The sequence below is a fragment of the Allorhizobium pseudoryzae genome (assembly GCF_011046245.1).
Classification (GTDB): Bacteria; Pseudomonadota; Alphaproteobacteria; order Rhizobiales; family Rhizobiaceae; genus Neorhizobium; species Neorhizobium pseudoryzae.
The window spans coordinates 538,524-560,304 of sequence record NZ_CP049244.1 but is presented as its reverse complement, the minus strand read 5'-3'; the positions used below and the strand labels follow the sequence as shown (position 1 = coordinate 560,304).

General features: G+C 62.8%; 18 protein-coding genes. 7 read left to right on the top strand and 11 right to left on the bottom strand.

Features of this window, described 5'->3' with window-relative positions:
* Nucleotides 1-33: 33 nt before the first annotated feature.
* Nucleotides 34-1,110 (bottom strand): ABC transporter ATP-binding protein, encoded by a 1,077-nt coding sequence (locus tag G6N78_RS21515; RefSeq protein ID WP_165223679.1) that lies wholly within the window; start codon nt 1,108-1,110, stop codon nt 34-36.
* A gap of 245 nt (nt 1,111-1,355) precedes the next feature.
* Between G6N78_RS21515 and G6N78_RS21510 the strand changes: the two genes are divergently transcribed.
* On the top strand, nt 1,356-2,408 hold the full coding sequence (locus G6N78_RS21510) for a LacI family DNA-binding transcriptional regulator (protein WP_234906082.1): 1,053 nt from the start codon (nt 1,356-1,358) through the stop codon (nt 2,406-2,408).
* Nucleotides 2,409-2,425: 17 nt separating this feature from the next.
* Here G6N78_RS21510 and G6N78_RS21505 read toward each other — a convergent pair whose 3' ends face one another.
* The 5 genes from G6N78_RS21505 to hutI all read right to left on the bottom strand — a co-directional run bounded on the left by G6N78_RS21505 (nt 2,426) and on the right by hutI (nt 8,392).
* Nucleotides 2,426-3,004 (bottom strand): HutD/Ves family protein, encoded by a 579-nt coding sequence (locus G6N78_RS21505; RefSeq protein ID WP_165223676.1) that lies wholly within the window; start codon nt 3,002-3,004, stop codon nt 2,426-2,428.
* Between the two features lie 3 nt (nt 3,005-3,007).
* A complete protein-coding gene (gene hutU, locus G6N78_RS21500; protein WP_165223673.1) occupies nt 3,008-4,681 on the bottom strand; it encodes a urocanate hydratase in 1,674 nt (557 codons plus the stop codon).
* 113 nt (nt 4,682-4,794) lie between these two features.
* The gene (gene hutG, locus G6N78_RS21495) at nt 4,795-5,598 is read right to left on the bottom strand and encodes an N-formylglutamate deformylase (RefSeq protein ID WP_165223670.1); all 804 of its coding nucleotides are present in this window, start codon (nt 5,596-5,598) and stop codon (nt 4,795-4,797) included.
* Between the two features lie 2 nt (nt 5,599-5,600).
* A complete protein-coding gene (gene hutH / locus G6N78_RS21490) occupies nt 5,601-7,136 on the bottom strand; it encodes a histidine ammonia-lyase (protein ID WP_165223667.1) in 1,536 nt (511 codons plus the stop codon).
* Complete coding sequence (gene hutI, locus G6N78_RS21485; RefSeq protein WP_234906081.1) at nt 7,133-8,392, bottom strand: imidazolonepropionase; 1,260 nt, start codon at nt 8,390-8,392, stop codon at nt 7,133-7,135. Before hutI ends, hutH begins: the two co-directional genes overlap by 4 nt.
* 93 nt (nt 8,393-8,485) lie before the next feature.
* On the opposite strand from hutI, the gene G6N78_RS21480 reads away from it, so the two are divergent.
* From G6N78_RS21480 to G6N78_RS21460, 5 genes are all read left to right on the top strand, one after another.
* Nucleotides 8,486-9,835 carry a formimidoylglutamate deiminase gene (locus G6N78_RS21480; protein ID WP_165223662.1) on the top strand — a complete coding sequence of 450 codons (1,350 nt, stop codon included), beginning with the start codon at nt 8,486-8,488 and terminating at the stop codon, nt 9,833-9,835.
* Nucleotides 9,832-10,551 carry a histidine utilization transcriptional repressor HutC gene (gene hutC, locus G6N78_RS21475; RefSeq protein WP_165223659.1) on the top strand — a complete coding sequence of 240 codons (720 nt, stop codon included), beginning with the start codon at nt 9,832-9,834 and terminating at the stop codon, nt 10,549-10,551. The genes G6N78_RS21480 and hutC overlap by 4 nt, the downstream gene beginning before the upstream one ends.
* Nucleotides 10,552-10,691: 140 nt before the next feature.
* Nucleotides 10,692-11,258, top strand: a complete 567-nt coding sequence (locus G6N78_RS21470) for a sigma-70 family RNA polymerase sigma factor (RefSeq protein ID WP_165223656.1) — start codon at nt 10,692-10,694, stop codon at nt 11,256-11,258.
* Nucleotides 11,245-11,880: an NrsF family protein gene (locus tag G6N78_RS21465; RefSeq protein ID WP_165223653.1), complete on the top strand. Its 636-nt coding sequence runs from the start codon at nt 11,245-11,247 to the stop codon at nt 11,878-11,880. Before G6N78_RS21470 ends, G6N78_RS21465 begins: the two co-directional genes overlap by 14 nt.
* A 67-nt stretch (nt 11,881-11,947) precedes the next feature.
* Nucleotides 11,948-12,991 carry an AI-2E family transporter gene (locus G6N78_RS21460; protein WP_165223650.1) on the top strand — a complete coding sequence of 348 codons (1,044 nt, stop codon included), beginning with the start codon at nt 11,948-11,950 and terminating at the stop codon, nt 12,989-12,991.
* Between the two features lies 1 nt (nt 12,992).
* Here G6N78_RS21460 and G6N78_RS21455 read toward each other — a convergent pair whose 3' ends face one another.
* A complete protein-coding gene (locus G6N78_RS21455) occupies nt 12,993-14,240 on the bottom strand; it encodes a cation:proton antiporter (protein ID WP_165223647.1) in 1,248 nt (415 codons plus the stop codon).
* A gap of 84 nt (nt 14,241-14,324) precedes the next feature.
* Between G6N78_RS21455 and G6N78_RS21450 the strand changes: the two genes are divergently transcribed.
* Nucleotides 14,325-14,804 carry a DUF421 domain-containing protein gene (locus G6N78_RS21450; RefSeq protein WP_165223644.1) on the top strand — a complete coding sequence of 160 codons (480 nt, stop codon included), beginning with the start codon at nt 14,325-14,327 and terminating at the stop codon, nt 14,802-14,804.
* Here the strand turns inward: G6N78_RS21450 and G6N78_RS21445 are convergent.
* From G6N78_RS21445 to G6N78_RS21430, 4 genes are all read right to left on the bottom strand, one after another.
* Nucleotides 14,797-17,076: an FdhF/YdeP family oxidoreductase gene (locus tag G6N78_RS21445; protein ID WP_165223641.1), complete on the bottom strand. Its 2,280-nt coding sequence runs from the start codon at nt 17,074-17,076 to the stop codon at nt 14,797-14,799. The two genes, G6N78_RS21450 and G6N78_RS21445, sit on opposite strands and share 8 nt — an antisense overlap.
* Before the next feature lie 92 nt (nt 17,077-17,168).
* Nucleotides 17,169-18,350 carry a M20 aminoacylase family protein gene (locus G6N78_RS21440; RefSeq protein ID WP_165223638.1) on the bottom strand — a complete coding sequence of 394 codons (1,182 nt, stop codon included), beginning with the start codon at nt 18,348-18,350 and terminating at the stop codon, nt 17,169-17,171.
* Between the two features lie 100 nt (nt 18,351-18,450).
* Nucleotides 18,451-20,685 carry a mechanosensitive ion channel family protein gene (locus G6N78_RS21435; RefSeq protein ID WP_165223635.1) on the bottom strand — a complete coding sequence of 745 codons (2,235 nt, stop codon included), beginning with the start codon at nt 20,683-20,685 and terminating at the stop codon, nt 18,451-18,453.
* 108 nt (nt 20,686-20,793) lie between these two features.
* The gene (locus tag G6N78_RS21430) at nt 20,794-21,738 is read right to left on the bottom strand and encodes a 2-hydroxyacid dehydrogenase (protein ID WP_165223633.1); all 945 of its coding nucleotides are present in this window, start codon (nt 21,736-21,738) and stop codon (nt 20,794-20,796) included.
* Between the last annotated feature and the right edge of the window lie 43 nt (nt 21,739-21,781).

The following is a 21,781-nucleotide window of genomic DNA, read 5'->3' as shown; positions in this document are numbered from 1 at the left end:
CGGGCCCTTTGAAACTCCCCCGCGCGCGGAGCATCAAGCGATGACGCGTTCCGTTGCGGCATCGAAAAGGTGGACCTTTGTCGGGTCGAGGCCGAGGCGCAGATCTGCGCCGACCTGCGGCCGCATCTCGGGCGGCATGCGCGCGGTCAGTGTTTCACCGCCGATCGAAAAATGCACGAGCGTATCGGAGCCCAGCGGCTCGACGACCTGAACCTTCGCCGTCAGCGTCATGGCTGGGTCTGCCAGCGTTACGAAGTGTTCCGGACGGATGCCGACGATCACCTCGCGGCCATCCGCCACGCCCTGTTTGCCGGCAGCCAGCGCGGACAGCGGAATACGGTCGCCATTGGCGAAGGTGAGCGCACCATCCTGAACCTTCGCCTTGGCGAAGTTCATTGCAGGCGAACCGACGAAGCCGCCGACAAACACGCTTTGCGGCTGGTTGTAGACTTCGTCCGGCGTGCCGACCTGTTCGATATCGCCGCCGCGCAGGATGACGATCCGATCGGCGAGCGTCATCGCCTCGACCTGGTCATGCGTGACATAGATGATGGTGGTGCCGATCTGCTGGTGCAGCCGCTTGATTTCCGTGCGGACCTGACCGCGCAGTTTCGCGTCGAGATTGGACAACGGCTCGTCAAAAAGGAACACCTGAGGACGGCGCACGATGGCGCGGCCCATGGCGACGCGCTGGCGCTGGCCGCCGGACAATTGCCCCGGGCGGCGATCCAGAAGGTGGCCGATGCCGAGCATTTCGGCCGCGTCAGCGATGCGCGTTTCGGCGTCCTTCATCGCGACGCCGCGAACCTTCAGGCTGAAGCCCATGTTTTCCCGCACCGTCTTGTGCGGATAAAGCGCGTAATCCTGGAAGACCATGGCGATGTCGCGCTCACGCGGTGCCAGCTTGTTGACCGCGCGCTCACCAATGCGGATCTCGCCATCGCTGATCGTTTCCAGACCGGCGATCATTCTGAGCGTCGTCGATTTGCCGCAGCCCGAGGGGCCGACGAAGACGACGAATTCGCCATCCTGAATTTCGAGATCAATTCCTTTGACGATGCGCAGCGCACCATAGCTCTTTTCGAGCTTGCGAAGGCTTACTGAAGCCATTCCATCCTCCCGACCGCCGGAACCGGTCGTCCCAGCCGCATTCCAATGGAGCCGGATCATAGCGCTACGATTTTTGAATGCAAGAGCTGTTTTTGCGATTTTGACAGGATGGATCTGTACGATGAATGCTTGGCTAACAGGCTGCTGATTTATAGAAACTTTGTGACAAAATAGGCGTGACTATGCATTGCTCCTCGCAACAGAAAAGTCTAATTTCATCGTCATAGCGCTGCATGGGGGGAGACATGTCGGAAGTCATCAAGCCAGGATCTGCGCGCCCGGCGCGGCAGCGCCGCAAGATGCAGAGCATCACCATGATGGACGTGGCGGACTATGCGAAGGTCTCGCCGTCCACCGTGTCGCTCTATCTGCGCCGGCCGGAGGCGGTGTCGGCCAGTGCCGGAAGCGCCATAGCGCATGCCATCGACAAGCTCAACTACGTGCCCAATCTGGTGGCGGGCGGGCTTGCAGCCGCCTCGTCGCGCGCGGTCAGCATCATCGTTCCTTCGGTGCGCAACGCCTTCTTTGCCGAAACGGTGGCCGCCATGCAGGCGGCGTTGCGCAAGGAGCGCCTGCAGGTCATCCTGGGACATACGGAATATGACGAGCGGGAGGAAGAGGACCTCGTGCGCACGGCACTATCCTGGGCTCCGGCGGCGATCGTGCTCACCGGTCTGTCGCACAGCGAGACCACAAGCCGTATGCTGAGCAAGGTCAAGGTGCCGGTCATCGAGATCTGGGAACTTGGCGGACCGCAGATCGACGCAGCCATCGGGTTTCATCATGACCAGGTGGGCGCGGCGGCCGCGCGGCATCTGATCCAGCAGGGCAGGCGGCATCTTGCCTATCTGGGTGCTCGCATGCACGAAGACCGGCGTGCGCGGTTGCGCTGCGATGGCTTTGTCCAAGCGGCGAAAGAAGCGGGGCTGGAGGTCAACGTCGTTCAGCACCCCGCTCCCTCCTCGGCGGAAGTGGGGGCCATGCTGCTATCGGAAACGATGCAGGATTTTCCGCAGACAGATGGCATTGCCTGCTCGAATGATCATGTGGCGCTCGGCGTCCTGTTCGAATGCGAACGGTTGAAGATTGCGGTGCCGGAGCGTCTCGCCACCATCGGCTTCGGCGATCTGAGCTTCAGCGCCGCCTGCAACCCGCCGCTCAGCACCATCCGGCCCTCGGGAGACCTGATCGGCAAGGAAGCCGCACGACTGATCGTCGAGCACATGGCCGGCAAGGAGCCGGACAGCCAAACGACGATCGATACCCGCTTCACGCTGCTGCATCGGCGCAGCAGTTAAACCGGTTCATCACGTCGTCAGGGCGTTGCATCAGCCTGGTGGATCTCGATCATCAGTGACACGCCATGCCCGCTGACCGACAAAACCGTGCTCTCGGCGGGAATAGCGGCACAGTCGAAAGTCTTCAGGTCGAAGCGCCCCGCCTCCGTTTCCAGACTGAGGTTGCCCGCGCCGCAGAACAGGAATTCGGTCGCCTCGTTGCGGCGCCCGATATGCGGCAGCGACAGCCGCTCGACGCGATGGGTGAAGGCCCCCCGCCGCGTCATGACGTTGAGATCGATGACCGTGCCGTCCGTCAGCCGGGCAACCGTGGCCACGTCCGCCGGAAATGCCAGCGGAGCGGAGTGTGGATCGAGTTTGACCGGGGCCTGTCCGTCAAACGCAAGTTCCATTCCGTCGCCCGAGAGGATCGTCAGGGTGCGATCGACGCCGGCAAAGGTGGAAAACGGTCCGTCGCTGGAAACGGTCGCCATGCTGATCCGCCACCCGAAGCTATCGAGCCCGGCGCCGGGTGGATAGACGGCGATTTCCGCCGTCTCTCCACCGCCGTTTTTCCAGGGCATCCGCGTGTGGTCCTTTGCCTTGAGGATCTTCATCGCTCAATTGCCCAGAATGCCGGGCAGGCGCAGGCCTTTGTCCTTCGCGCAGTCGATGGCGATGTCGTAGCCCGCATCCGCATGGCGCATGACACCGGTCGCCGGATCGTTCCACAGCACGCGTTCCAGCCGGCGGGCCGCATCATCCGTGCCATCCGCGCAGATCACCATGCCCGAATGCTGGGAGAAGCCCATGCCGACGCCGCCGCCATGATGCAGCGAGACCCAGGTGGCACCTGAGGCGCAGTTCAAGAGCGCATTCAGAAGCGGCCAGTCGGAGACAGCATCCGAACCATCCTTCATCGCTTCGGTTTCGCGGTTCGGCGAGGCGACAGAGCCGGAATCGAGATGGTCGCGACCGATCACCACCGGCGCCTTCAGTTCGCCATTGCGCACCATTTCATTGAAGGCCAGGCCCAGCTTGTGGCGGTCGCCCAACCCCACCCAGCAGATACGCGCCGGCAGGCCCTGGAAGGAGATGCGCTCGCGCGCCATGTCCAGCCAGTTGTGCAGGTGCTTGTTGTCCGGCAGCAGTTCCTTCACCTTGGCGTCGGTCTTGTAGATGTCTTCCGGATCACCGGATAGCGCCGCCCAGCGAAACGGGCCGATGCCGCGGCAGAACAGCGGGCGGATATAGGCCGGGACGAAGCCGGGGAAGGCGAAGGCATTCTCGAAACCTTCCTCCTTGGCGACCTGGCGGATGTTGTTGCCGTAATCGAGCGTCGGTACGCCCTTGTTCCAGAAGTCGACCATCGCCTGCACGTGGGTCTTCATCGAAGCCCGGGCTGCTGCTTCCACCGCCTTCGGATCGCTTTCCTGCTTCGCGCGCCATTCGGCAACGGTCCAACCGGAGGGCAGGTAACCGTGGATCGGGTCATGCGCCGAGGTCTGATCGGTGACGATGTCCGGCCGCACGCCGCGGCGAACGAGTTCCGGGAAAATATCGGCGGCATTGCCGAGCAGACCGACGGATTTCGCCTCTCCGGCCTTCGTCCACTGGTCGATCAGGGCAAGGGCTTCGTCGAGCGTGTGCGCCTTGGCATCGACGTAGCGCGTGCGCAGGCGGAAATCGATACGGGTCTCGTCGCATTCGACGGCAAGGCAGCAGGCGCCGGCCATGACGGCGGCGAGCGGCTGTGCGCCGCCCATGCCGCCAAGGCCGCCGGTCAGGATCCACTTACCCTTCAGGTTGCCGCCATAATGCTGGCGACCGGCTTCGACGAAAGTCTCGTAGGTGCCCTGCACGATGCCCTGCGTGCCGATATAGATCCAGGAGCCAGCGGTCATCTGGCCGTACATGGCCAGACCTCGTCTGTCCAATTCGTTGAAATGGTCCCAGGTCGCCCAGTGCGGCACGAGGTTGGAATTGGCGATCAACACGCGCGGCGCATCCTTGTGGGTGCGGAATACCCCAACCGGCTTGCCCGACTGCACGATGAGGGTTTCCTCCTCCGTCAGCGTCTTCAGCGTTTCGACGATTCTGTCGAAATCGTCCCAGGTGCGGGCGGCGCGGCCGATGCCACCGTAGACGACCAGCTCGTGCGGGCGCTCGGCGACATCCGGATCGAGATTGTTCATCAGCATGCGCAGCGGCGCTTCCGTCATCCAGCTCTTGGCGGAGAGTTCGGTGCCGGTCGCCGCGCGGACGTCGCGGATATTGTGGCGTGGATTAGTCATGGTCGTGTTCCCTTTATTGTGTCTTGCTCATTGGGTTGCAGGTGCGGCGATTGCCCCTCATCCGCCTGCCGGCACCTTCTCCCCGCAGGCGGGGAGAGGGCCAGGGTGAGGGGCTATGCTGCAGCCAGTTCCAAGGCAATCGCCTCGATCCGCTCCAGAATGGCTCTGAGATGCTCCCTCAGCCGTTCGGCTTTTTCCGTGTCATAGGCAAAGGGCGGCGCTTCGCTCGCCAGGTGTGAGATCTGCGCCAGCTCCATCTGGATCGCGTGTACGCCCGTGCTTGGCCGGCCATAATGCCGCGTGGTCCAGCCGCCCTTGAACCGACCGTTGACGACGCTCACAAAGCCATCCGCACGGGCCGCCACGGCTGCGGTCGCCGCCTCGATCGCCGGGGCGCAGGTGGTGCTGGAATTGGTGCCGATGTTGAAATCCGGAAGGCGACCGTCGAAGAGGAAGGGGATCATTGAGCGGATTGAGTGGCAGTCATAGAGAACCGCGACCCCATGCAGCGCCTTGACCCGCTCGATCTCAGCGGCCAGCGCCGCGTGATAAGGGGCGTGGAAACCCGCCAGACGTTCAGCAATATCCGCCTCGTTCGGCACCTCGCCCGCCTTCCAGATCGGCTCGCCATCAAAATCCGTCTCCGGAATGAGGCCGGTCGTGTTCTGCCCTGGATAAAGGCTGACGCCCGCCGGATCGCGGTTGGCGTCGATCACATACCGATGGAAGGTGGCGCGCACGGTGGTCGCATTCGGAAGAAGACCGGCATAGAGGTCGTGAATATGCCAGTCGGTATCAGCCAGTAGCCGGCCGTTTGCGTTCAGACGCTCCCAGATCGCCGGCGGAACGTCTGTGCCGGTATGCGGGAAGGCGAGGATGACGGGCGAGGTGCCTTGGCTGATTTCGAAAACAGACATCGTCACTCTCCCAATTCCGGCAGCAGACCAGCCGATACGCTTTGCGTAAGCGCGCCGCTCGCGACCAGCCGCCCGGCGGCCTCAAGATCGGGAGCCATGTAACGGTCTTCTTCCAAGGTCGGAACGACGTCGCGCAAGGCGGCGATTGCCTTCTGCAGTTCCGGACTGGTGGTGAGGGGGCTGCGGAACTCCACGCCCTGCGCCGCCGTCAACGCCTCGATGCCGATGATCGAAAACAGATTGTCGGTCATCTGCAGCAGGCGCCGGGCGCCGTGGCAGGCCATCGACACATGATCCTCCTGGTTGGCCGAGGTCGGCGTCGAATCCACCGAGGCCGGATGCGCCATCTGCTTGTTTTCGCTCATCAGGGCGGCGGAGGTGACCTCAGCGATCATCAGGCCGGAGTTCAAACCGGGTTTCTTCGCCAGGAAGGCCGGCAGGCCATAGGAGAGGGCGGGATCGACCAGAAGCGCGATGCGGCGCTGCGCAATCGCGCCGATTTCGCAGACCGCGATCGCGATTTGGTCGGCTGCAAAGGCCACCGGTTCCGCATGGAAATTGCCGCCCGAGACGACGCTCATGTCGGACAGCACCAGCGGGTTGTCGGTGACCGCATTGGCTTCGATTTCCAGCGTCCGGCCGGCCATGCGCAACAGATCGAGGCAAGCGCCATCGACCTGCGGCTGGCAGCGGATGCAATAGGGGTCCTGCACGCGCTCGTCGCCTTCCAAATGGCTCTGGCGGATCACGGAACCGTCGAGCAGGCCGCGCAGCGCCGCTGCCGTATCGATCTGCCCCTTATGGCCACGCAGTGTATGGATGTCTGCGGTAAAAGGGGCCGACGATCCCATCGCGGCATCGGTGGAGAGCGCTCCGGTAATCAGGGCTGCCTGTGCGGCCCGATGGGCGCGGAAGAGGCCGGCGAGTGCCAGCGCGGTCGATGCCTGCGTGCCGTTGATGAGCGCGAGGCCCTCCTTGGCGGCGAGCACGACGGGAGCAAGGCCGGCCCGTGCCAATGCGTCTCCGCCGGGCAGGCGTTCGCCCTGATAGAACGCTTCCGCTTCGCCCATCATCACGGCGGCCATATGGGCGAGCGGCGCCAGATCGCCGGAGGCGCCAACCGAACCTTTTTCCGGGATCAGCGGCGTGACACCCTTCTCCAGCATGCCTTCGATCAGCCGCACCAGGTCCAGCCGCACGCCGGAGGCCCCACGACCGAGCGAAATGAGCTTCAGCGCCATGATCAGGCGCACGATGTTGTCCGGCAGCGGTTGGCCAACGCCGCAGCAATGGGAGAGAATGAGGTTCCGCTGCAGGGTCGCCGTGTCGGCGGCGTCGATCTTGATCGAGGCCAGCTTTCCGAAGCCCGTATTGATCCCGTAGACCGGCTCGTTGCCGGCGGCGATCTGCGCAATCCGGGCGGCGGCCTTCTCGATCCCCGCATCGAAGCTTCTGTCCAGAACCGCGCTTTCGTTGTTCCAGTAGATGCGTGACAGGTCGGACAGCGCGACGTGTCCGGGATGAAGGGTAATGGTCATGCGGAAGCTCCAGCAGCGGGAGAGGTGATGTGGCCGCTCCAGACCCGCTGAAACAGCGGGTTGAAACCGATGCGGTAAACGAGTTCGGCCGGACGTTCGATCGACCAGACGGTGAAATCGGCCGCCTTGCCGGTCTCCAGCGTGCCGGTGTTGGACAGCAGGCCGAGCGCGCGCGCGGCTTCGCGGGTCACGCCCGCCAGGCATTCCTCGACGGTAAGCCCGAAGAGGGTCGCGCCCATGTTCATGGTCATCAGCAGAGAGGTGAGCGGTGAGGTGCCGGGATTGCTGTCGGTCGCGAGCGCGATGCGGGTCCCGGCCTTACGCAGGGCCTTGACCGGCGGCAGTTGCTTTTCCCGCAGCGTGTAAAAAGCGCCGGGCAGCAGCACCGCGACGGTTCCAGCCTTGGCGAGAACGGCGGCATCCTCGTCTGCCAGATATTCGAGGTGATCGGCGGACAGCGCGCCGTAGGAGGCTGCGAGCTTGGCGCCCTTCAGGTCGGACAGCTGTTCGGCGTGCAGCTTGACCGGCAGCCCAAGCGCCTGTGCGGCCTCGAAGACACGGGCCATCTCCGCCGGTGAAAAGGCAATGCCTTCACAGAAGCCATCCACGGCATCGACGAGCCCCTCCGCATGGGCCGCTTGCAGCCCGGGAATGACGATGTCGGTGATGTAATCGCCGTTGCGGCCCTTGTACTCCGGTGGTGTCGCATGGGCGGCGAGCCAGGAGGTGACGATGCGCACGGGACGGATCTTTTCCAGCCGTCGCGCCGCGCGAAGCATGTTGAGTTCGCCTTGGATGCTGAGCGCATAGCCGGATTTGATCTCGACCGTCGAGACGCCCTCGGCCAGCAGCGTATCCACTCGCGGCAGGGCCTGCATCACCAGCTCATCGACGGAGAGCGCATTGGTGGCCTTCACCGAAGACACGATGCCGCCGCCGGCGCGGGCAATCTCTTCATAGGTCGCCCCGGCAAGTCGCATCTCGAATTCCATGGCGCGGTTGCCACCATAAATGAGGTGCGTATGGCAATCGATGAAGGAAGGCAGGATGAAGCGGCCGCCGCAATCGACGGTGTCGGCGGCGGCGGACATGTCCGCCGGCAGGTCCGCTCTCGGTCCGACATAGGCAATCCGCCCATCCACGACCAGCAGTGCGCCGTCTTCGATCGCCGCAGCGCCATCCGCAAGCGACAAAATGCGGGCATTGGTCCAGAGCCTCGGGGCCTCTTTGGCCTCTGTTGGCGGCTGTTTCTGCATCTCGATCCACCTTCCCATTTGCGGATAATGTATATACATGATAATCAGGACGCAAGACGGAATTTCGGGAATGTTCAGCGACGGGAGAAGGCCATGACCACGGTAATCTTTGCACGATCGGCACTTCTGCCGCAGGGATGGGCCAGGAACGTGCGCCTGCAGATCGTGGACGGCACACTGGCCACTATTTCATCCGAAGCGAAACCTGATCCGGGTGACGAGCAGCATGATGTGATCATTCCGGTCATGCCGAACCTGCACAGCCACGCATTCCAGCGCGCCATGGCCGGCTTGGCCGAAACACGCGGGCCAAGCGCCGACAGTTTCTGGAGTTGGCGCACGCTGATGTATCGCTTTGCCCTCTCCATGACGCCCGATCAGGTGCAGGCGGTTGCCGCGCAGCTTTACCTGGAAATGCTGGAAGCCGGTTTTGGTCGCGTCGGCGAATTCCATTACCTGCACCACGACAAGGATGGCAGTCATTACGATAACATTGCGGAGATGGCCGAGCGGATCGCCGCGGCGAGCGTGGAAACGGGAATTTCTCTCACCCTGCTGCCGGTCTTCTATGCCCATTCCGGTTTCGGTGGCGCCGAACCGAGCGAAGGGCAGCGCCGCTTCATCCATACCCTCGATGCATTCGCGCGGCAGATGGAAGCCTGCCGGGGGATGACGGCAAAAATTCCCGGTGCCCGTCTGGGTCTCGCGCCGCACAGCCTCAGGGCCGCGACCGCGGACGAGATCCGCACCCTGCTGCCGTTGGCGGGGGACGGGCCGATCCACATCCATATCGCCGAGCAGGTGAAGGAGGTGGAGGATTGTCTGGCCGCGACGGGCCATCGTCCGGTGCAGTGGCTTCTCGATGAAATGCCCGTCGATGCGCGCTGGTGTCTGATCCACGCCACCCATATGACAGCCGAGGAGACACTCGGCATGGCCAAAAGCGGTGCCGTGGCTGGTCTCTGCCCGATCACGGAGGCCAATCTGGGCGATGGCATCTTCGATGGTGAGCGGTTCCTTCTCGCCGGCGGGGCACTTGGCGTCGGGTCGGATTCCAACGTCCGGATCTCCGTCTCCGAGGAACTGCGGCAGCTCGAATATTCGCAACGGCTTGGCTTGAGAGCGCGCAATGTCGTCGCGAAGGCCAATGGCTCGACGGGTCGCCGGCTTTTTGACGAGGCGCTGGCCGGGGGTGGGCAGGCTCTGGCCGCACCGGCTGGCCTGGCCGAGGGCAACAGCGCGGATCTGGTGTCGCTGTCTCTCGACGGCGCGCCCTATCTGCGCGACGACCAGATCCTCGACCACTGGATCTTTTCGGGTGGCGTTTCGGTCGATTGCACCTGGGTTTCCGGACACAAGCTGGTCGAAAAAGGTCGCCACCGGCACCGCGACGTTATAAAGCGCCGCTTCGATCAGGTGATGCGGGAACTGTTGACGGCATGAGCACGGACAAGGAGAAAACGCTGCACAGCCGCATTCTCGGCGATATTGAGCAGCGTATTCTCACCGGCGAGTGGCAGCCGGGTTTTCGCCTGCCGTTCGAAATCGACCTCGCGGCGCAATACGGCTGCTCGCGCATGACCGCCAACAAGGTGCTGACGCAATTGGCACGGGCAGGTCTCATCGAGCGGCGCAAGAAATCCGGCAGCTTCGTTGCCCAGCCGGTCGCGCAATCAGCGGTCCTCGAAATCCACGACATCGAGACGGAAGTCCGCTCGCTTAATCTTCCCTACCGGTACCAGATCGAGGCAAGGACGCGGCGCAAGGCGACGCGGGAGGATCGTGCCCAGCTTGAACTTCTCGAAGGCGGGCCCGTTCTCGATGTCTCCGCGATCCACTTTGCCGGCAATCGCCCATTCTGTCTGGAGCATCGCCTCATCAATCTGGTGACGGTGCCGGAAGCAGAGACGGAAACGTTCGAGATGCTGTCGCCGGGTGCATGGCTGATCAGCCGGGTGCCGTGGAATGCCGCCGAGCACCGGATCCAGGCGATGTCCGCGACGCCAGATATTTCCGCGAAACTGGAGATGGCCCGCGGCGCGGCCTGTCTCGTCATCGAACGCCGTACCTGGGGGCCTGAAGGACCGGTGACCTTCGTCCGGTTCAGCTATCCGGGCGAGCGCCATGCGCTGGTCGCGCGCTTTCAACCGGGCGGTTGACCCGACGCGGCGCCATCTAGGCGGCTGTTGCCGCACGATTGCCATGCCCACGCAGATTTGTGTCGATGCGCGCTCTCAAACGGGTGAAATTTGCATCAGGCAATGTAACAATCGTCCTTGAGGGAACGTAAGGATGTCGAGTGACACATTCGATGCGTGAAGAGCAATGGGCGACTTGGATGCGCGCCGCCATGGCAGGCGATGCGCAGTCGTATCATCGTTTTCTAACGGGCGTGACCCCGCATTTGAGAATGGTGGCACGGCGAAAGTGCGACCTCTTGGGGGCGCCCCCCAGCGAGGCCGAGGATATCGTCCAGGATGTGTTGTTGGCCGTGCATCTGAAGCGCGGGACTTGGGATCCGGCGCGCCCGATCGGTCCATGGCTATCGGCGATCGTGCGCAACAAGCTGATCGACGCGCTGCGTCGGCGCGGCCGCCACATCAACGTCCCGCTGGACGATGTCCTGGAAAGCCTGGCGATCGATCCGGAGTTCAGCACGGCGGATCGGCTGGACGCGGAACAGGTGCTGACACGATTGAAGGAGCCGCAGCGAGATATTGTCCGCTCGATCTCTATCGAAGGTGCAAGTGTTCGCGAAACGGCGACGCGTTTGAAGATGACCGAGGTTGCCGTGCGCGTGTCGCTGCATCGGGCGCTGAAGTCGCTGGCGCAGATTTATCGGAGTAAGACTGGTGAAGACGGATGATCTGATCAACCTGCTGGCGCAGGACACTGCGGTGAGGCGAAGGCTCCTGCCGCTAATGAATCTCGCTCTCGTTGCAGGTGGGCTTTGCACCACGACACTGCTGCTGGCGGAGTTCGGCCTGCGGGCAGATCTTTTGATCCAGATGGAAACGATGCGCGTGATTGCCAAGATCACGATCTCGGTGCTGTTTGCACTGGCTGCCATCCTGCTCGTTCGACGCATCGGCCAGCCGGGGATCGGCATCCGCTCTGTGGCGCTTCTCTTGTTCCTGCCTGCCGGTTTGCTGCTTCTCGCCGTGGCCGCGGAACTGATGGTGCTGCCTCGCTCCGTCTGGCTTGCCAACCTGATCGGCCGGAACTCGGTGTTTTGCCTGATTTCCGTTCCTCTTCTGGCTCTGCCGCCGCTTATCGCCCTGTTGCTGGCCTTGAAGCACGGGGCCCCGGAAAGCCCGACTTTGGCGGGTGCACTGGCCGGACTTGCGGCGGGCGGGATTGCCGTATCGGCTTACGCGTTCCATTGCACGGATGACAGCCCGTTGTTCGTCGCGACCTGGTACGGTCTGGCGGTGATGGTCGTGACCGTGACGGGGGCGTCTCTCGGACGTTTTCTGCTTCGCTGGTAAGCTAAGGGAAGGGCAACGGGAACCCTGCCGACTGACAGACGTTTGACGGGCTTCTCCGGAGAACCGTATGTCCCGCTCGAAAATCTCTGTTTATGTTCTGCTGCTGGTGCTGGTCCTGCTGATGATCGCGGCACCGTCCATGCTGCTTCTCACCTTTGCCGGTTTGCTGTTTGCCATCCTTCTCAGCGCCGGCGGTAGCCGGATTTCGGCCTGGACCAAAATGAGCGACAGGGCCGGGGTGGTCGTCTTCACCCTGCTTATCGCCGTGGCGCTGATCGTGATGGGCATCTGGTTCACGCCATCGGTCGCGGAGCAGATCGACCAGCTATCGGACGCCATTCCAAAGGCGCTGGAGCGGCTCGAAGGCTGGCTCAACCATTACCAGTGGGGTCAGGACATCATGGCCCGGCTTTCGGTGGAAGACCTGATGACCGGCAGTTTCCGCTCAACGGCGACTTCTGCTGTCACGACGACCTTCGGCGGTCTCGGCAACATCGTCATCATTCTGTTCATCGGGCTGTACGGCGCATTGGAGCCGGGCATCTATCGGCGCGGGCTGATTGCGTTACTGCCGCCGGAAACATCCGCCCGCGGCGAAGAGGTCCTGAGGCGGTCCGTCTCTCAACTGCGCCACTGGCTGAAGGCACAGTTCCTGTCCATGACGGCGGTCGGCGTGCTGACGGCACTGGGATTGTGGGCCATCGGGCTGCCCTTGCCCTTTCTTCTTGGCCTCATCGCCGCCCTTCTGGCCTTCATCCCGAATATCGGCCCGATCCTCGCCTGTTTGCCCGCCCTGTCGCTGGCTCTGCCCAGCGGCATGGCCATGGTGGTGTGGGTTCTGGTGGTCTATGTGAGCGTCCAGACGCTGGAAAGCTATTTGCTGACGCCACTCATCCAGCGTCACGAAGTCCACCTGCCGCCGGCGCTGATTCTGTCGGTGCAGATCCTGCTTGCCGCCCTGTTCGGCATTCTGGGACTGGCGCTCGCAACGCCGCTGACGGCACTCGCCATCGTTCTGGTGCGGGAGATCTATGTGCGGGATTACCTGCAGCGTGGCGCCCGCAGTGCCGCGTCGCACCCGCCGGATGCCAGCAGATCCGCAGCCGAATGAGCTAGGTCACCACCTTCTGCACCAGCCGGCGCAAGGTCAGCCCCTGCACGATGATGGTAAAGATGACGACCGTATAGGTGGCAGCTAGGATCACGGATTTGTAGTCCCCTTCGGGGATAGACAGGGCGAGGGCGACGGAAATGCCGCCTTTGAGGCCGCCCCAGGTGAGAGTTGCGATGGTGCCGGACACGAAGGGCTTCACGCGCGACAGGACCAACACGGGCAGGCTGACCGAGATCCAGCGTGCCAGAAGCGCGATCGGGATTGCGGCCAGAGGCAGCAGACTGAGCGAGGGATCAAGCCGCAGCACCAGGACCTCCAGCCCGATCAGCAGGAACAGGATCGCGTTCAGGATTTCGTCGATCAGTGTCCAGAACCCGAAGAGGTACCGCTGGGTGAGGTCGCTCATGGCGCGTTTGGGGCCGCGATTGCCGACAAAAAGACCGGCCACAACAACAGCAATCGGGCCGCTCATGCCGAGCCGGGAGGCGAGCGCGTAAAGACCGGCCACCAGAGCGAGCGAGATCAGCACTTCGATCGAATAATTGTCGATCCGCTGCATGGCGAGAAAGGCAATATATCCGCCGGCAAGTCCCACCGCTGCACCGCCGACAGCCTCCAGCGCCAGCAGGTTTGCCGCACCGCTGAAGCCGGCGGCACTATGGCCTTCCCCTGTCGCAATCGTCAGCATGATGGTGAAGACCACGACGCCGATGCCATCATTGAACAGCGACTCGCCGCTCATGTCGGCTTCCAGCGATTGCGGCACCTTCACCGATTTCAGCGTCGCCAGCACGGCGACCGGATCGGTGGGACTGATCAGGGCGCCAAAAACGAGGGCCCAGATGAAGGGCAGGGGCGTGCCGATCGCCTGGCTGGCCAGCCAGATCCCCGAGCCAACCAGCAGCGTCGATAACACAACGCCAAGGCTTGCCATGGCAGCAACAACCCAGGCCCGGTCGCGCAGGGCGCTGAAATCCACATGCAGAGCCCCGGCAAACAGAAGGAAAGCCAGCATGCCATCCAGTACGGTCCGCTGAAAATCAACCTGCCGCACCACCCGCGCCAGATCTTCGTAGAGCGCAATGTCATGAAAGACGAGTTCGACGATCAACAGCAGGATCGAGGCGATCAGGCCCATGATCAGAACGCCGATCGTCTCCGGCAGTTTGAAGAAACGCTCGTTCACCCAGCCGAAGATGGCGGTGAGGGTCAAAAGAACGGAGATCAGTTCGAGAGGGGAGAGCATGGGGTCTCACTCATTTACATCGGGGCTTCAGGAACATTGGGGTGCGGCGCCTTGTTCCCTCGAGATGAAAAACGAGGTCAACATATGAACTGGTCCGAAATGTTCTTTCAAAACTGGCAAGGCATCGTGCGCACGGTGATCGTGGGCGCGCTGGCCTATGCCAGCCTCGTGCTGTTTCTGAGAATTTCGGGCAAACGGACGCTGGCAAAACTTAACGCCTTCGATCTGGTGGTCACGGTCGCTCTCGGCTCCACGCTTTCAGCGGTTCTGTTGCAGGAAAGCATTGCTTTGGCCGAAGGTGCGACGGCCCTCGCCGTGTTGATCGGGCTGCAGTATCTCGTGGCCTTTCTCTCCGTGCAGTCGAATGGATTCGCAAAACTCGTGCGCTCGGAGCCGAGCCTCGTGGCGCATCAGGGCACTTTCTGCCGGGGTGCCTTGCAAAGCCAGCGCCTGACGGAAGACGAGGTGCTGAGCGCAGTCCGCTCCAATGGCGGGCAATCCATTCAGGATGCGGAAGCCGTCATCTTGGAAAGTGACGGCTCCCTCAGCGTGATCCTCAGGTAAGGATGCGCACCGGCACGGATTTCGCCGCCGGCGTTTTCGACTGCACGTCGTGGTGTGACAGCGGGATCAGCCAGTTGAGTTCCGGGTAATAGCCGCCAACGCAGCCATCCGGCAGATCGAAGGGCAGGACCTTCAGACCCGTGACGCCGCGCGGACGGCCATCATCGACATCCGTCGCGAGCCCGACGATCTGGCCTTCCTTGAGGCCGGCTCGCGCCATCTCCTGCGGATTGATCAGCAGCACGTCACGGGTGCCTTCGATACCCCGCAGCCGGTCGCTGTAGCCGTAGATCGTCGTGTTGAACTGGTCGTTGCTGCGCAGCGTGATCAGGCGGAAACGGCCCGGCTTGTCCTCGAAACCGGCGGCGGAAAGCTCCTTGGGCACGGTGAATTCGGCTCTTCCGCTTTCGGTCTTCCAGATGCGCTCGCGCGCACTGTTGCCGCGGTAGAAGCCGCCGGGCGTAAACATCCGCTTGTTGAAGTCGCGGAAATCCTCGGGATAGGTCGCCTCGATCAGGTCGCGCACCTTGCCGTAATCACCCACCCATTCATCCCACTTGACGCGCGGGTTCTGGGGAACCGTCGCCTTGGCGATGCCCGCCACGATTGCCATTTCGGAGAGAAGATGTTCGCTTGCCGGCCGGCGCCTTCCGATCGAACCATGGATGCAGCTGAAACTGTCTTCCATCGTCACCGTCTGCGGACCCGTTTCCTGCATGTCTTCTTCGGAACGGCCAAGACACGGCAGCAGATAGGCCACTTCGCCGTTGACGAGATGGCTGCGGTTGAGCTTCGTGGCGATCTGCACCGTCAGGCGCATATGCTGCCAGGCCTCTTCCATCGCCCCGCGTTCCGGAATGGCGCGGATGAAGTTGCCGCCAAGGCTGACAAACCCTTTCACGTCGCCGGCCAGTATGCCTTCGCAGGCCTCGACCGTGTTGACGCCCTTCTCCATCGGCGGTTCGAACCCATAAAGCCGGGCGAGTTTGTCCATCGGCACCAGTTCCGGCTTCTCGGATATGCCGACCGTGCGCTGGCCCTGCACGTTGGAGTGGCCGCGCACCGGAGAAATGCCGGTGCCGTCACGGCCGATATTGCCCTTCATCAGCAGAAGGTTGACCAGCATTGCGATATTCTCGAACCCGTGGACCTGCTGGGTGAGCCCCATGCCGTAGATGCCGATCACCTTGTCGGCCTCCACATAAACCTGACCAGCAGCCTGAAGCGCTTCCCGCGCGAGACCGGAATTTGCTTCGATTTCGTCCCAGGTCGTCGCCCGCACCATGGCCACGAAGGCGTCGAAGTTGTGGGTGTGGCTCTTGATGAAATCATGGTCGAGAACGCTGTCGCCGCGCGCCTTTGCCTCATCCTCCTTGTCGAGCACGTGTTTGCAGAGACCGAGAATAGCCGCGATATCGCCGCCGGCTTTCACCTGCAGATACTGGCAGGAAATCGGCGTCTCATCTCCGGTGAGCATTTCCGTCGGGCTTTGCGGGTTGATCATGGCCACCAGCCCCTTTTCCCTGACCGGGTTGAAGGTGACGATGCGACAGCCGCGTTTCACAGCCTCCTGCAATGGATGCAGGAAGCGCGGGCTATTGGAACCGGTGTTCTGTCCGAAGAAAAAGATCGCGTCGCAGGTGGAGAAGTCTTCGAAGACGGAGGTGCCGACGGATGCACCGATGACCTTCTTGAGCCCGACCGACGTTGTCTCGTGGCACATGTTCGAGCTGTCCGGCAGATTGTTGTTGCCATAGAGCCGGGCAAACAGGGCATAAAGATAGGAGGTTTCGAGGCTCGCACGCCCCGATGCATAGAACACCACGGACTTCGGATCGAGCGCCTTCAACTCGCTGCCGATGGCGGAAAACGCCTCTTCCCAGGAACAGGGAACATATTTGTCCTCAGCGCGGTCAAGCCGCATCGGATGCGTCAGACGGCCCTGTTGCTCGAGGTCGTAATCGTTCCACTCGCGAAGTTCGGTGATGGTGTGTTTCGCGAAGAAATCCGGCGTACAACGGCGGGTGGTCAATTCCCACAGCGTGGCCTTGGCGCCGTTTTCGCAGAATTCGAAGGTGTGATACTTGGCGGGCTTCGTCCAGGCGCAAGACACGCACATGAAGCCACCCGGCTTGTTCTGGCGTGACAGCGTTTCGAGCGCGCCGGGTGTCGGCCATTCGGCGCCGAAGATGCGCGTGATGCCGCGCAGCGAACCCCATCCACCGGCGGGGCCATCGTATTTCACGGTGTCGTGGTCGGGCGTATCGGACATGGCTCTTCTCCTGTTGCCGGATGGATCGTCCATTCGGCAACTGAAGAGCGCGGGGAAGGTTCCCTGTCTGCGGCAACTGCGCGCTGCGGCATTCAGTCCGCGAGGAAGCGTTCCGTCAGTCGCGCCCAGAGGGCTGCGCCGACCGGAATGTTGTCATCGGCAAAATTATAGCGCGGATTATGGAGGAAGGCCGAGGAAAGGCCATTGCCGAGCCGCACGAAGCTGCCGGGGCATTCCTCCAGCATATAGGCAAAATCCTCGCTGCCGGGGATCAGCGGGCAGAGGCTGACCTTGTCTTCGCCCAGAAGCTCTTCTGCCACCTGCCGCACGAAGCTCGTTTCGCCCTCCGAATTGACGACGACAGGCGTACCACGCACGTAATCCACCTCGGCCGTTGCGCCATGTCCCTCGGCAATCGAGGTCGTGAGAGCCTGGATTCGCGCCTGCAGCCTGTCGCGAATGGCGGCATCGAAGGAGCGGATGCTGAGCGCCATCGTCGCCGTTTCGGGGATCACATTCGCCGCATCGCCGGCATGAATCGCCCCGACGGTCACGACCGATGTCTGGGTGGGGTCGATGCTGCGGGACACGACGGACTGCAGGGCCACGACCAGCAGGCTGGCAATATAGATCGGGTCGATCGCCAGATGCGGGCGCGACGCGTGGCCGCCCTTTCCCACGATGGTGATCATTGCCGTATCCGAGGCCGCCATGATGGCGCCGGGCCGCACCATGACGTGGCCTTCCGCGACGCCGGGGTGATTGTGCAGACCGAAGACGGCATCGCAGGGGAAACGCTGGAACAGGCCGTCGGCGATCATGCGCTGTGCGCCGCTTCTGCCGCTCGCTTCCTCAGCCGGCTGGAAGATGAGATTGAGGGTGCCCGAAAAGCGGCGGGTGCGCGCCAGATATTCGGCGGCGGCCAGGAGCACCGTCGTGTGTCCATCATGGCCGCAGGCGTGCATCTTGCCGGCAACGGTGCTGGCATAGGCGAGCCCCGTCTCTTCCTGGATTGGCAGGGCATCCATGTCGGCGCGAATGCCGATGCTTTTTGTACCTTCGCCCACTTTCAGGCGTCCGACGACGCCATGGCCGCCAATGCCGCGCGTGACCTCATATCCCCAGGCTTCGAGCTTTTCCGCCACGAAACGGGCAGTTTCGGCTTCCTCGTGCGAGAGCTCCGGATGGGCATGCAGATGTTGGCGAATGGCCGTGAATTCGGCATGTGTTTCTTCGAAATCGGACAGGCGGGCAAAGGCATTATCGTGCAGCATGAGGTATCCAATCCATCGTAAATCGTTTGTTTCACAGCGAAGCGAAACGCGGGCCCGACTTTAGACGCCGGAGCAAACGAAGGTAAACCGAAAAGCGGCGCTACATCTGGTTTGCCGGCAGTGGAATGACCGTGGCGGCCGCGCCGCCCGATTCCAGCATCTGCCCGCTGCCCGAGCGAACCACGACCGCATTCGAGGCGAGCGGCAGGCCCGCCTCCTTGAAGGCTGCCAGCAGCCGTTTCATCGCCTCCCGCTTGATGAGTGTCGGCTTGCCTGGCCGGGCCGTGAACTTGAAGCGGATCACCATCGAGGTCTCGTTCACGTCGTGAATGCCCTGCATCTTGACCGGAACCAGGAAATAGTCGCCGAATTCCGGATGATCGAGCAGGCCGATGCCGACCTTCTTCGCGGTCTTGCGGATCATTTCGAGATCCGCATCGCGGTCGAAGCGCAGCTCGAACTTGATGGTCCCCCAGTCGCGGCTGTAGTTCGTCACCGAACTGATCTGCCCGAACGGGATGGTATGGATCGGGCCGTTATGATGGCGAAGCCGGATGGAGCGCAGCGAAATCTGCTCGACCGTCCCGACGAGCTTGCCGGTGTTGATGTACTCGCCGATGCGGAAGGCGTCCTCAGCCAGGAAAAAGATGCCGGAGACGACATCCTTCACCAGCGTCTGGGAACCGAAGGAGAGAGCAAGGCCGAGCACGCCGAACCCGGCGAGCAGCGGTGCGACATCGACGCCGGCGGTCGAGATGATCACAAGTCCGGCAATCGCGACCACCGCACCGAGGATCAGATTGCGCACCACCGGCAGGATGGTGCTGATGCGGCTCGTCTCCACCTTCGCCTCGTCCTCCTGACCGGGAATGATGGGAGCGTTGGTGGGCGCCACGGCATCAAAATACCGCAGCAGGAAGCTGCAGATCGTCCAGCTGACGATGAGCGCGAAACTCAGCCGCTCCAGCCAGATCAACCAGGTGGTGACGAGGGTGGAGGCGCCCATCATCAGCGGCTGCCAGAGCTGGACGACGATATGCAGGCCGATCAGCCAGACAGCGCCGGCCAGGGGCGTGCCGAGACTTCTAAGCACGATGCCGATAAAATCGCGGCCCTGCTGTTCCTCCCGCTTTTTTGCCAGGGTGGCGAGAAGCGTCACGATTCCCCGGTCGAGCACCGGGATCATGATCATCAGGAACTGCGTCGTGCCGGCGGCCTTCGCCCAGACCGTGTTTTGCGAGGTGCCGGCGACCAGAAGTCCGGCCAGCCAGATCAGGACAGCCGAGACGATGTAGAAGTCGGCCAGCACATTGCCGACGAAGCGCCGGATATGGCCAGACTCCCTGCCGGCAAAGGCAGTGGCGATATCCTGGCGACCGGCAATGAACCACCAGAGTTTCAGAATGGTCAGAACCGAGACCGTCAGGAAAAGCCAGCTGTCCGCCGCTGTCGCCTCGACCATGCGCACATCGGCAAGCCGCACCGAATTGGCAATGAAGGCGTTGAGCACGCCGTAGGCCAACAGCATGCGGAAATGCCAGTACGGCCTGGCGATATCGAGCAGCGGCGGTTTGTCATCGCCATTCGATTTGAACAGGAACCGCCCGGCAGCCGCATAAACGAGGCCCCCGGTCAGGATGGCGAGGAACGAGCCTGCCACTTGTCGGGTGAAGGTGCGGGGAATGGCCATCTGGTGCAGCACCAGATAGGCGGTGGTAATGAAGGACAAGATGGCGATCGCATCGAAGGCAAGCCGCAGGACGGCGACCGAGAAGGCGTGCTTCGGTTTGATCCGCAAGGACAGGCGGGTCAGGGCCATGCGGACGACATAGGCCGCGGCAAGCCCGGCCAGTGCCGAGACCAGTGCCGCCAAACCGGCGCGCGACGGCCCCTCCGCCTCGGCAGACAGGATCTGCCAGCTCGATTGGAACGCGGCCGGCAGTCCCCTGAAGCCGGCGATCGCCCTCTGCATCCCCAGTTGAAAGGATAAAACAAGGTCGCTGAACATCCACATGCTGTCCATCGCCACCGTGGGGTCCGACGCTGTCTGTGTCGGCGCCGGTGCGGTGGTGGTCGGGCTGCTGGTGGGCTGTTGCGCCTCCACCTGCAGGATGACCGACCGGCCAGCCTGTTCGGCGGCACGAATGGCAGCGTCAAGATCCGAGACATCCTGGCCAGGTTTGACCATGATCGTGATGGGGGCCGGCGAGGCATTCTGGGCCAGCACCGCAGAGGCGGGCGCAAGGGTAAGCAGGAGCGCCGCCACCGCCATGCCGATGCTGCGGATTGTATGAAGAGAGTGGGCGACAACCGCCGCTCTGTCGAAGTAACTCATTCGGTTGGATGCCCCCGCCTGCGCCAGCCATTGCTGCCCCGCTGGCATGATGCATCAGGAGCCAGGCGAAAGGCAACGGTGGCCCGGGCGGGTTGCCTCGAACCTTCGTCAATACCCGCGGCTGCGGTCCACCGTCTGCGGCAAGGCCCCGGTTCGGCGCCAGGTCGCGATGTTGCCCGCCACGATCCGGGCGGCACTGGAAGGCGTCGTCGGGGCAGAGACGTGCGGAAGCACCGTGACCCTGGGATGTGACCAGAACGGCGAGGCCTGATCGAGGGGTTCCTTCTCGAAGACATCCAGCACGGCATGGTCGAGATGACCTCTGTCCAGTACCCGGATCAGATCATCGGCAACGATAATGGCGCCACGGGCAAAGTTGATCAGCGAAGCACCTTGCGGCATCCGCATCAGGCGGTCGACAGTCAGCAGGCCGCGCGTGTCGGTCGTCAGCGGCAGAAGACAGACAATGATATCGCTGGTGGACAGCAGGCTGTCGAGGCCCTCCTCACCCGAGAGGGTGACGATGTCCGGAAGCGCCTTCGGGCTGCGGCTCCAGCCCTGGACGCGGAAACCCGCCTCTGTCAGCCGACGACCGGCTTCCATGCCAAGGGCTCCAAGGCCCAGGAGGCCGACGGACATCTCGGACGGATGACGGTACTCGCGCGGCGCCCACCGGCCTTCCGCCTGGCTTGCACGATAGGCGGGCATGTCACGCTGCAGGTAATAGGTCCAGGCCAGCACCGCCTCGCCCATCACGCGCGACAGTTCCGGATCGACCAGGCGCACAATCGGCGGCGCGGTGCTGCCGAGTTCCAGCACCAGCCGTTCGACGCCTGCCCACAGGCTGTGGATCCAAGACAGGCCGCTGAGGGCTGCGACATCGGCCGGGTCCGGATTGGCGACAATGGCGATTTCCGCCAGGCGCCGCTCTTCTTCCGTCATGTCCCGGAAGGGCAGGATACGCTCATCCGGCATGGCACGCCGAAGAATCTCCAGCCAGATCGTCTCTTCCTCGACATCAAGACGCGTGACAAAGGCGAGTGGTGGGATCATCGGCGTTCATCTCCTGCAATGTGGCTGTCTTGTCCGCGCAGAC

Bases quoted from the DNA above. Each gene is read 5' to 3' on its own strand.
- G6N78_RS21515 (WP_165223679.1), bottom strand. From the start codon at position 1,110: ATGGCTTCAGTAAGCCTTCGCAAGCTCGAAAAGAGCTATGGTGCGCTG.
- G6N78_RS21510 (WP_234906082.1), top strand. From the start codon at position 1,356: ATGTCGGAAGTCATCAAGCCAGGATCTGCGCGCCCGGCGCGGCAGCGC.
- hutH (WP_165223667.1), bottom strand. From the start codon at position 7,136: ATGACCATTACCCTTCATCCCGGACACGTCGCGCTGTCCGACCTGTCA.
- G6N78_RS21435 (WP_165223635.1), bottom strand. From the start codon at position 20,685: ATGAGTTACTTCGACAGAGCGGCGGTTGTCGCCCACTCTCTTCATACA.
- G6N78_RS21430 (WP_165223633.1), bottom strand. From the start codon at position 21,738: ATGATCCCACCACTCGCCTTTGTCACGCGTCTTGATGTCGAGGAAGAG.
- hutC (WP_165223659.1), top strand. From the start codon at position 9,832: ATGAGCACGGACAAGGAGAAAACGCTGCACAGCCGCATTCTCGGCGAT.
- hutI (WP_234906081.1), bottom strand. From the start codon at position 8,392: ATGCAGAAACAGCCGCCAACAGAGGCCAAAGAGGCCCCGAGGCTCTGG.
- G6N78_RS21460 (WP_165223650.1), top strand. From the start codon at position 11,948: ATGTCCCGCTCGAAAATCTCTGTTTATGTTCTGCTGCTGGTGCTGGTC.
- G6N78_RS21450 (WP_165223644.1), top strand. From the start codon at position 14,325: ATGAACTGGTCCGAAATGTTCTTTCAAAACTGGCAAGGCATCGTGCGC.
- hutG (WP_165223670.1), bottom strand. From the start codon at position 5,598: ATGTCTGTTTTCGAAATCAGCCAAGGCACCTCGCCCGTCATCCTCGCC.
- G6N78_RS21455 (WP_165223647.1), bottom strand. From the start codon at position 14,240: ATGCTCTCCCCTCTCGAACTGATCTCCGTTCTTTTGACCCTCACCGCC.
- G6N78_RS21445 (WP_165223641.1), bottom strand. From the start codon at position 17,076: ATGTCCGATACGCCCGACCACGACACCGTGAAATACGATGGCCCCGCC.
- G6N78_RS21505 (WP_165223676.1), bottom strand. From the start codon at position 3,004: ATGAAGATCCTCAAGGCAAAGGACCACACGCGGATGCCCTGGAAAAAC.
- G6N78_RS21480 (WP_165223662.1), top strand. From the start codon at position 8,486: ATGACCACGGTAATCTTTGCACGATCGGCACTTCTGCCGCAGGGATGG.
- hutU (WP_165223673.1), bottom strand. From the start codon at position 4,681: ATGACTAATCCACGCCACAATATCCGCGACGTCCGCGCGGCGACCGGC.
- G6N78_RS21440 (WP_165223638.1), bottom strand. From the start codon at position 18,350: ATGCTGCACGATAATGCCTTTGCCCGCCTGTCCGATTTCGAAGAAACA.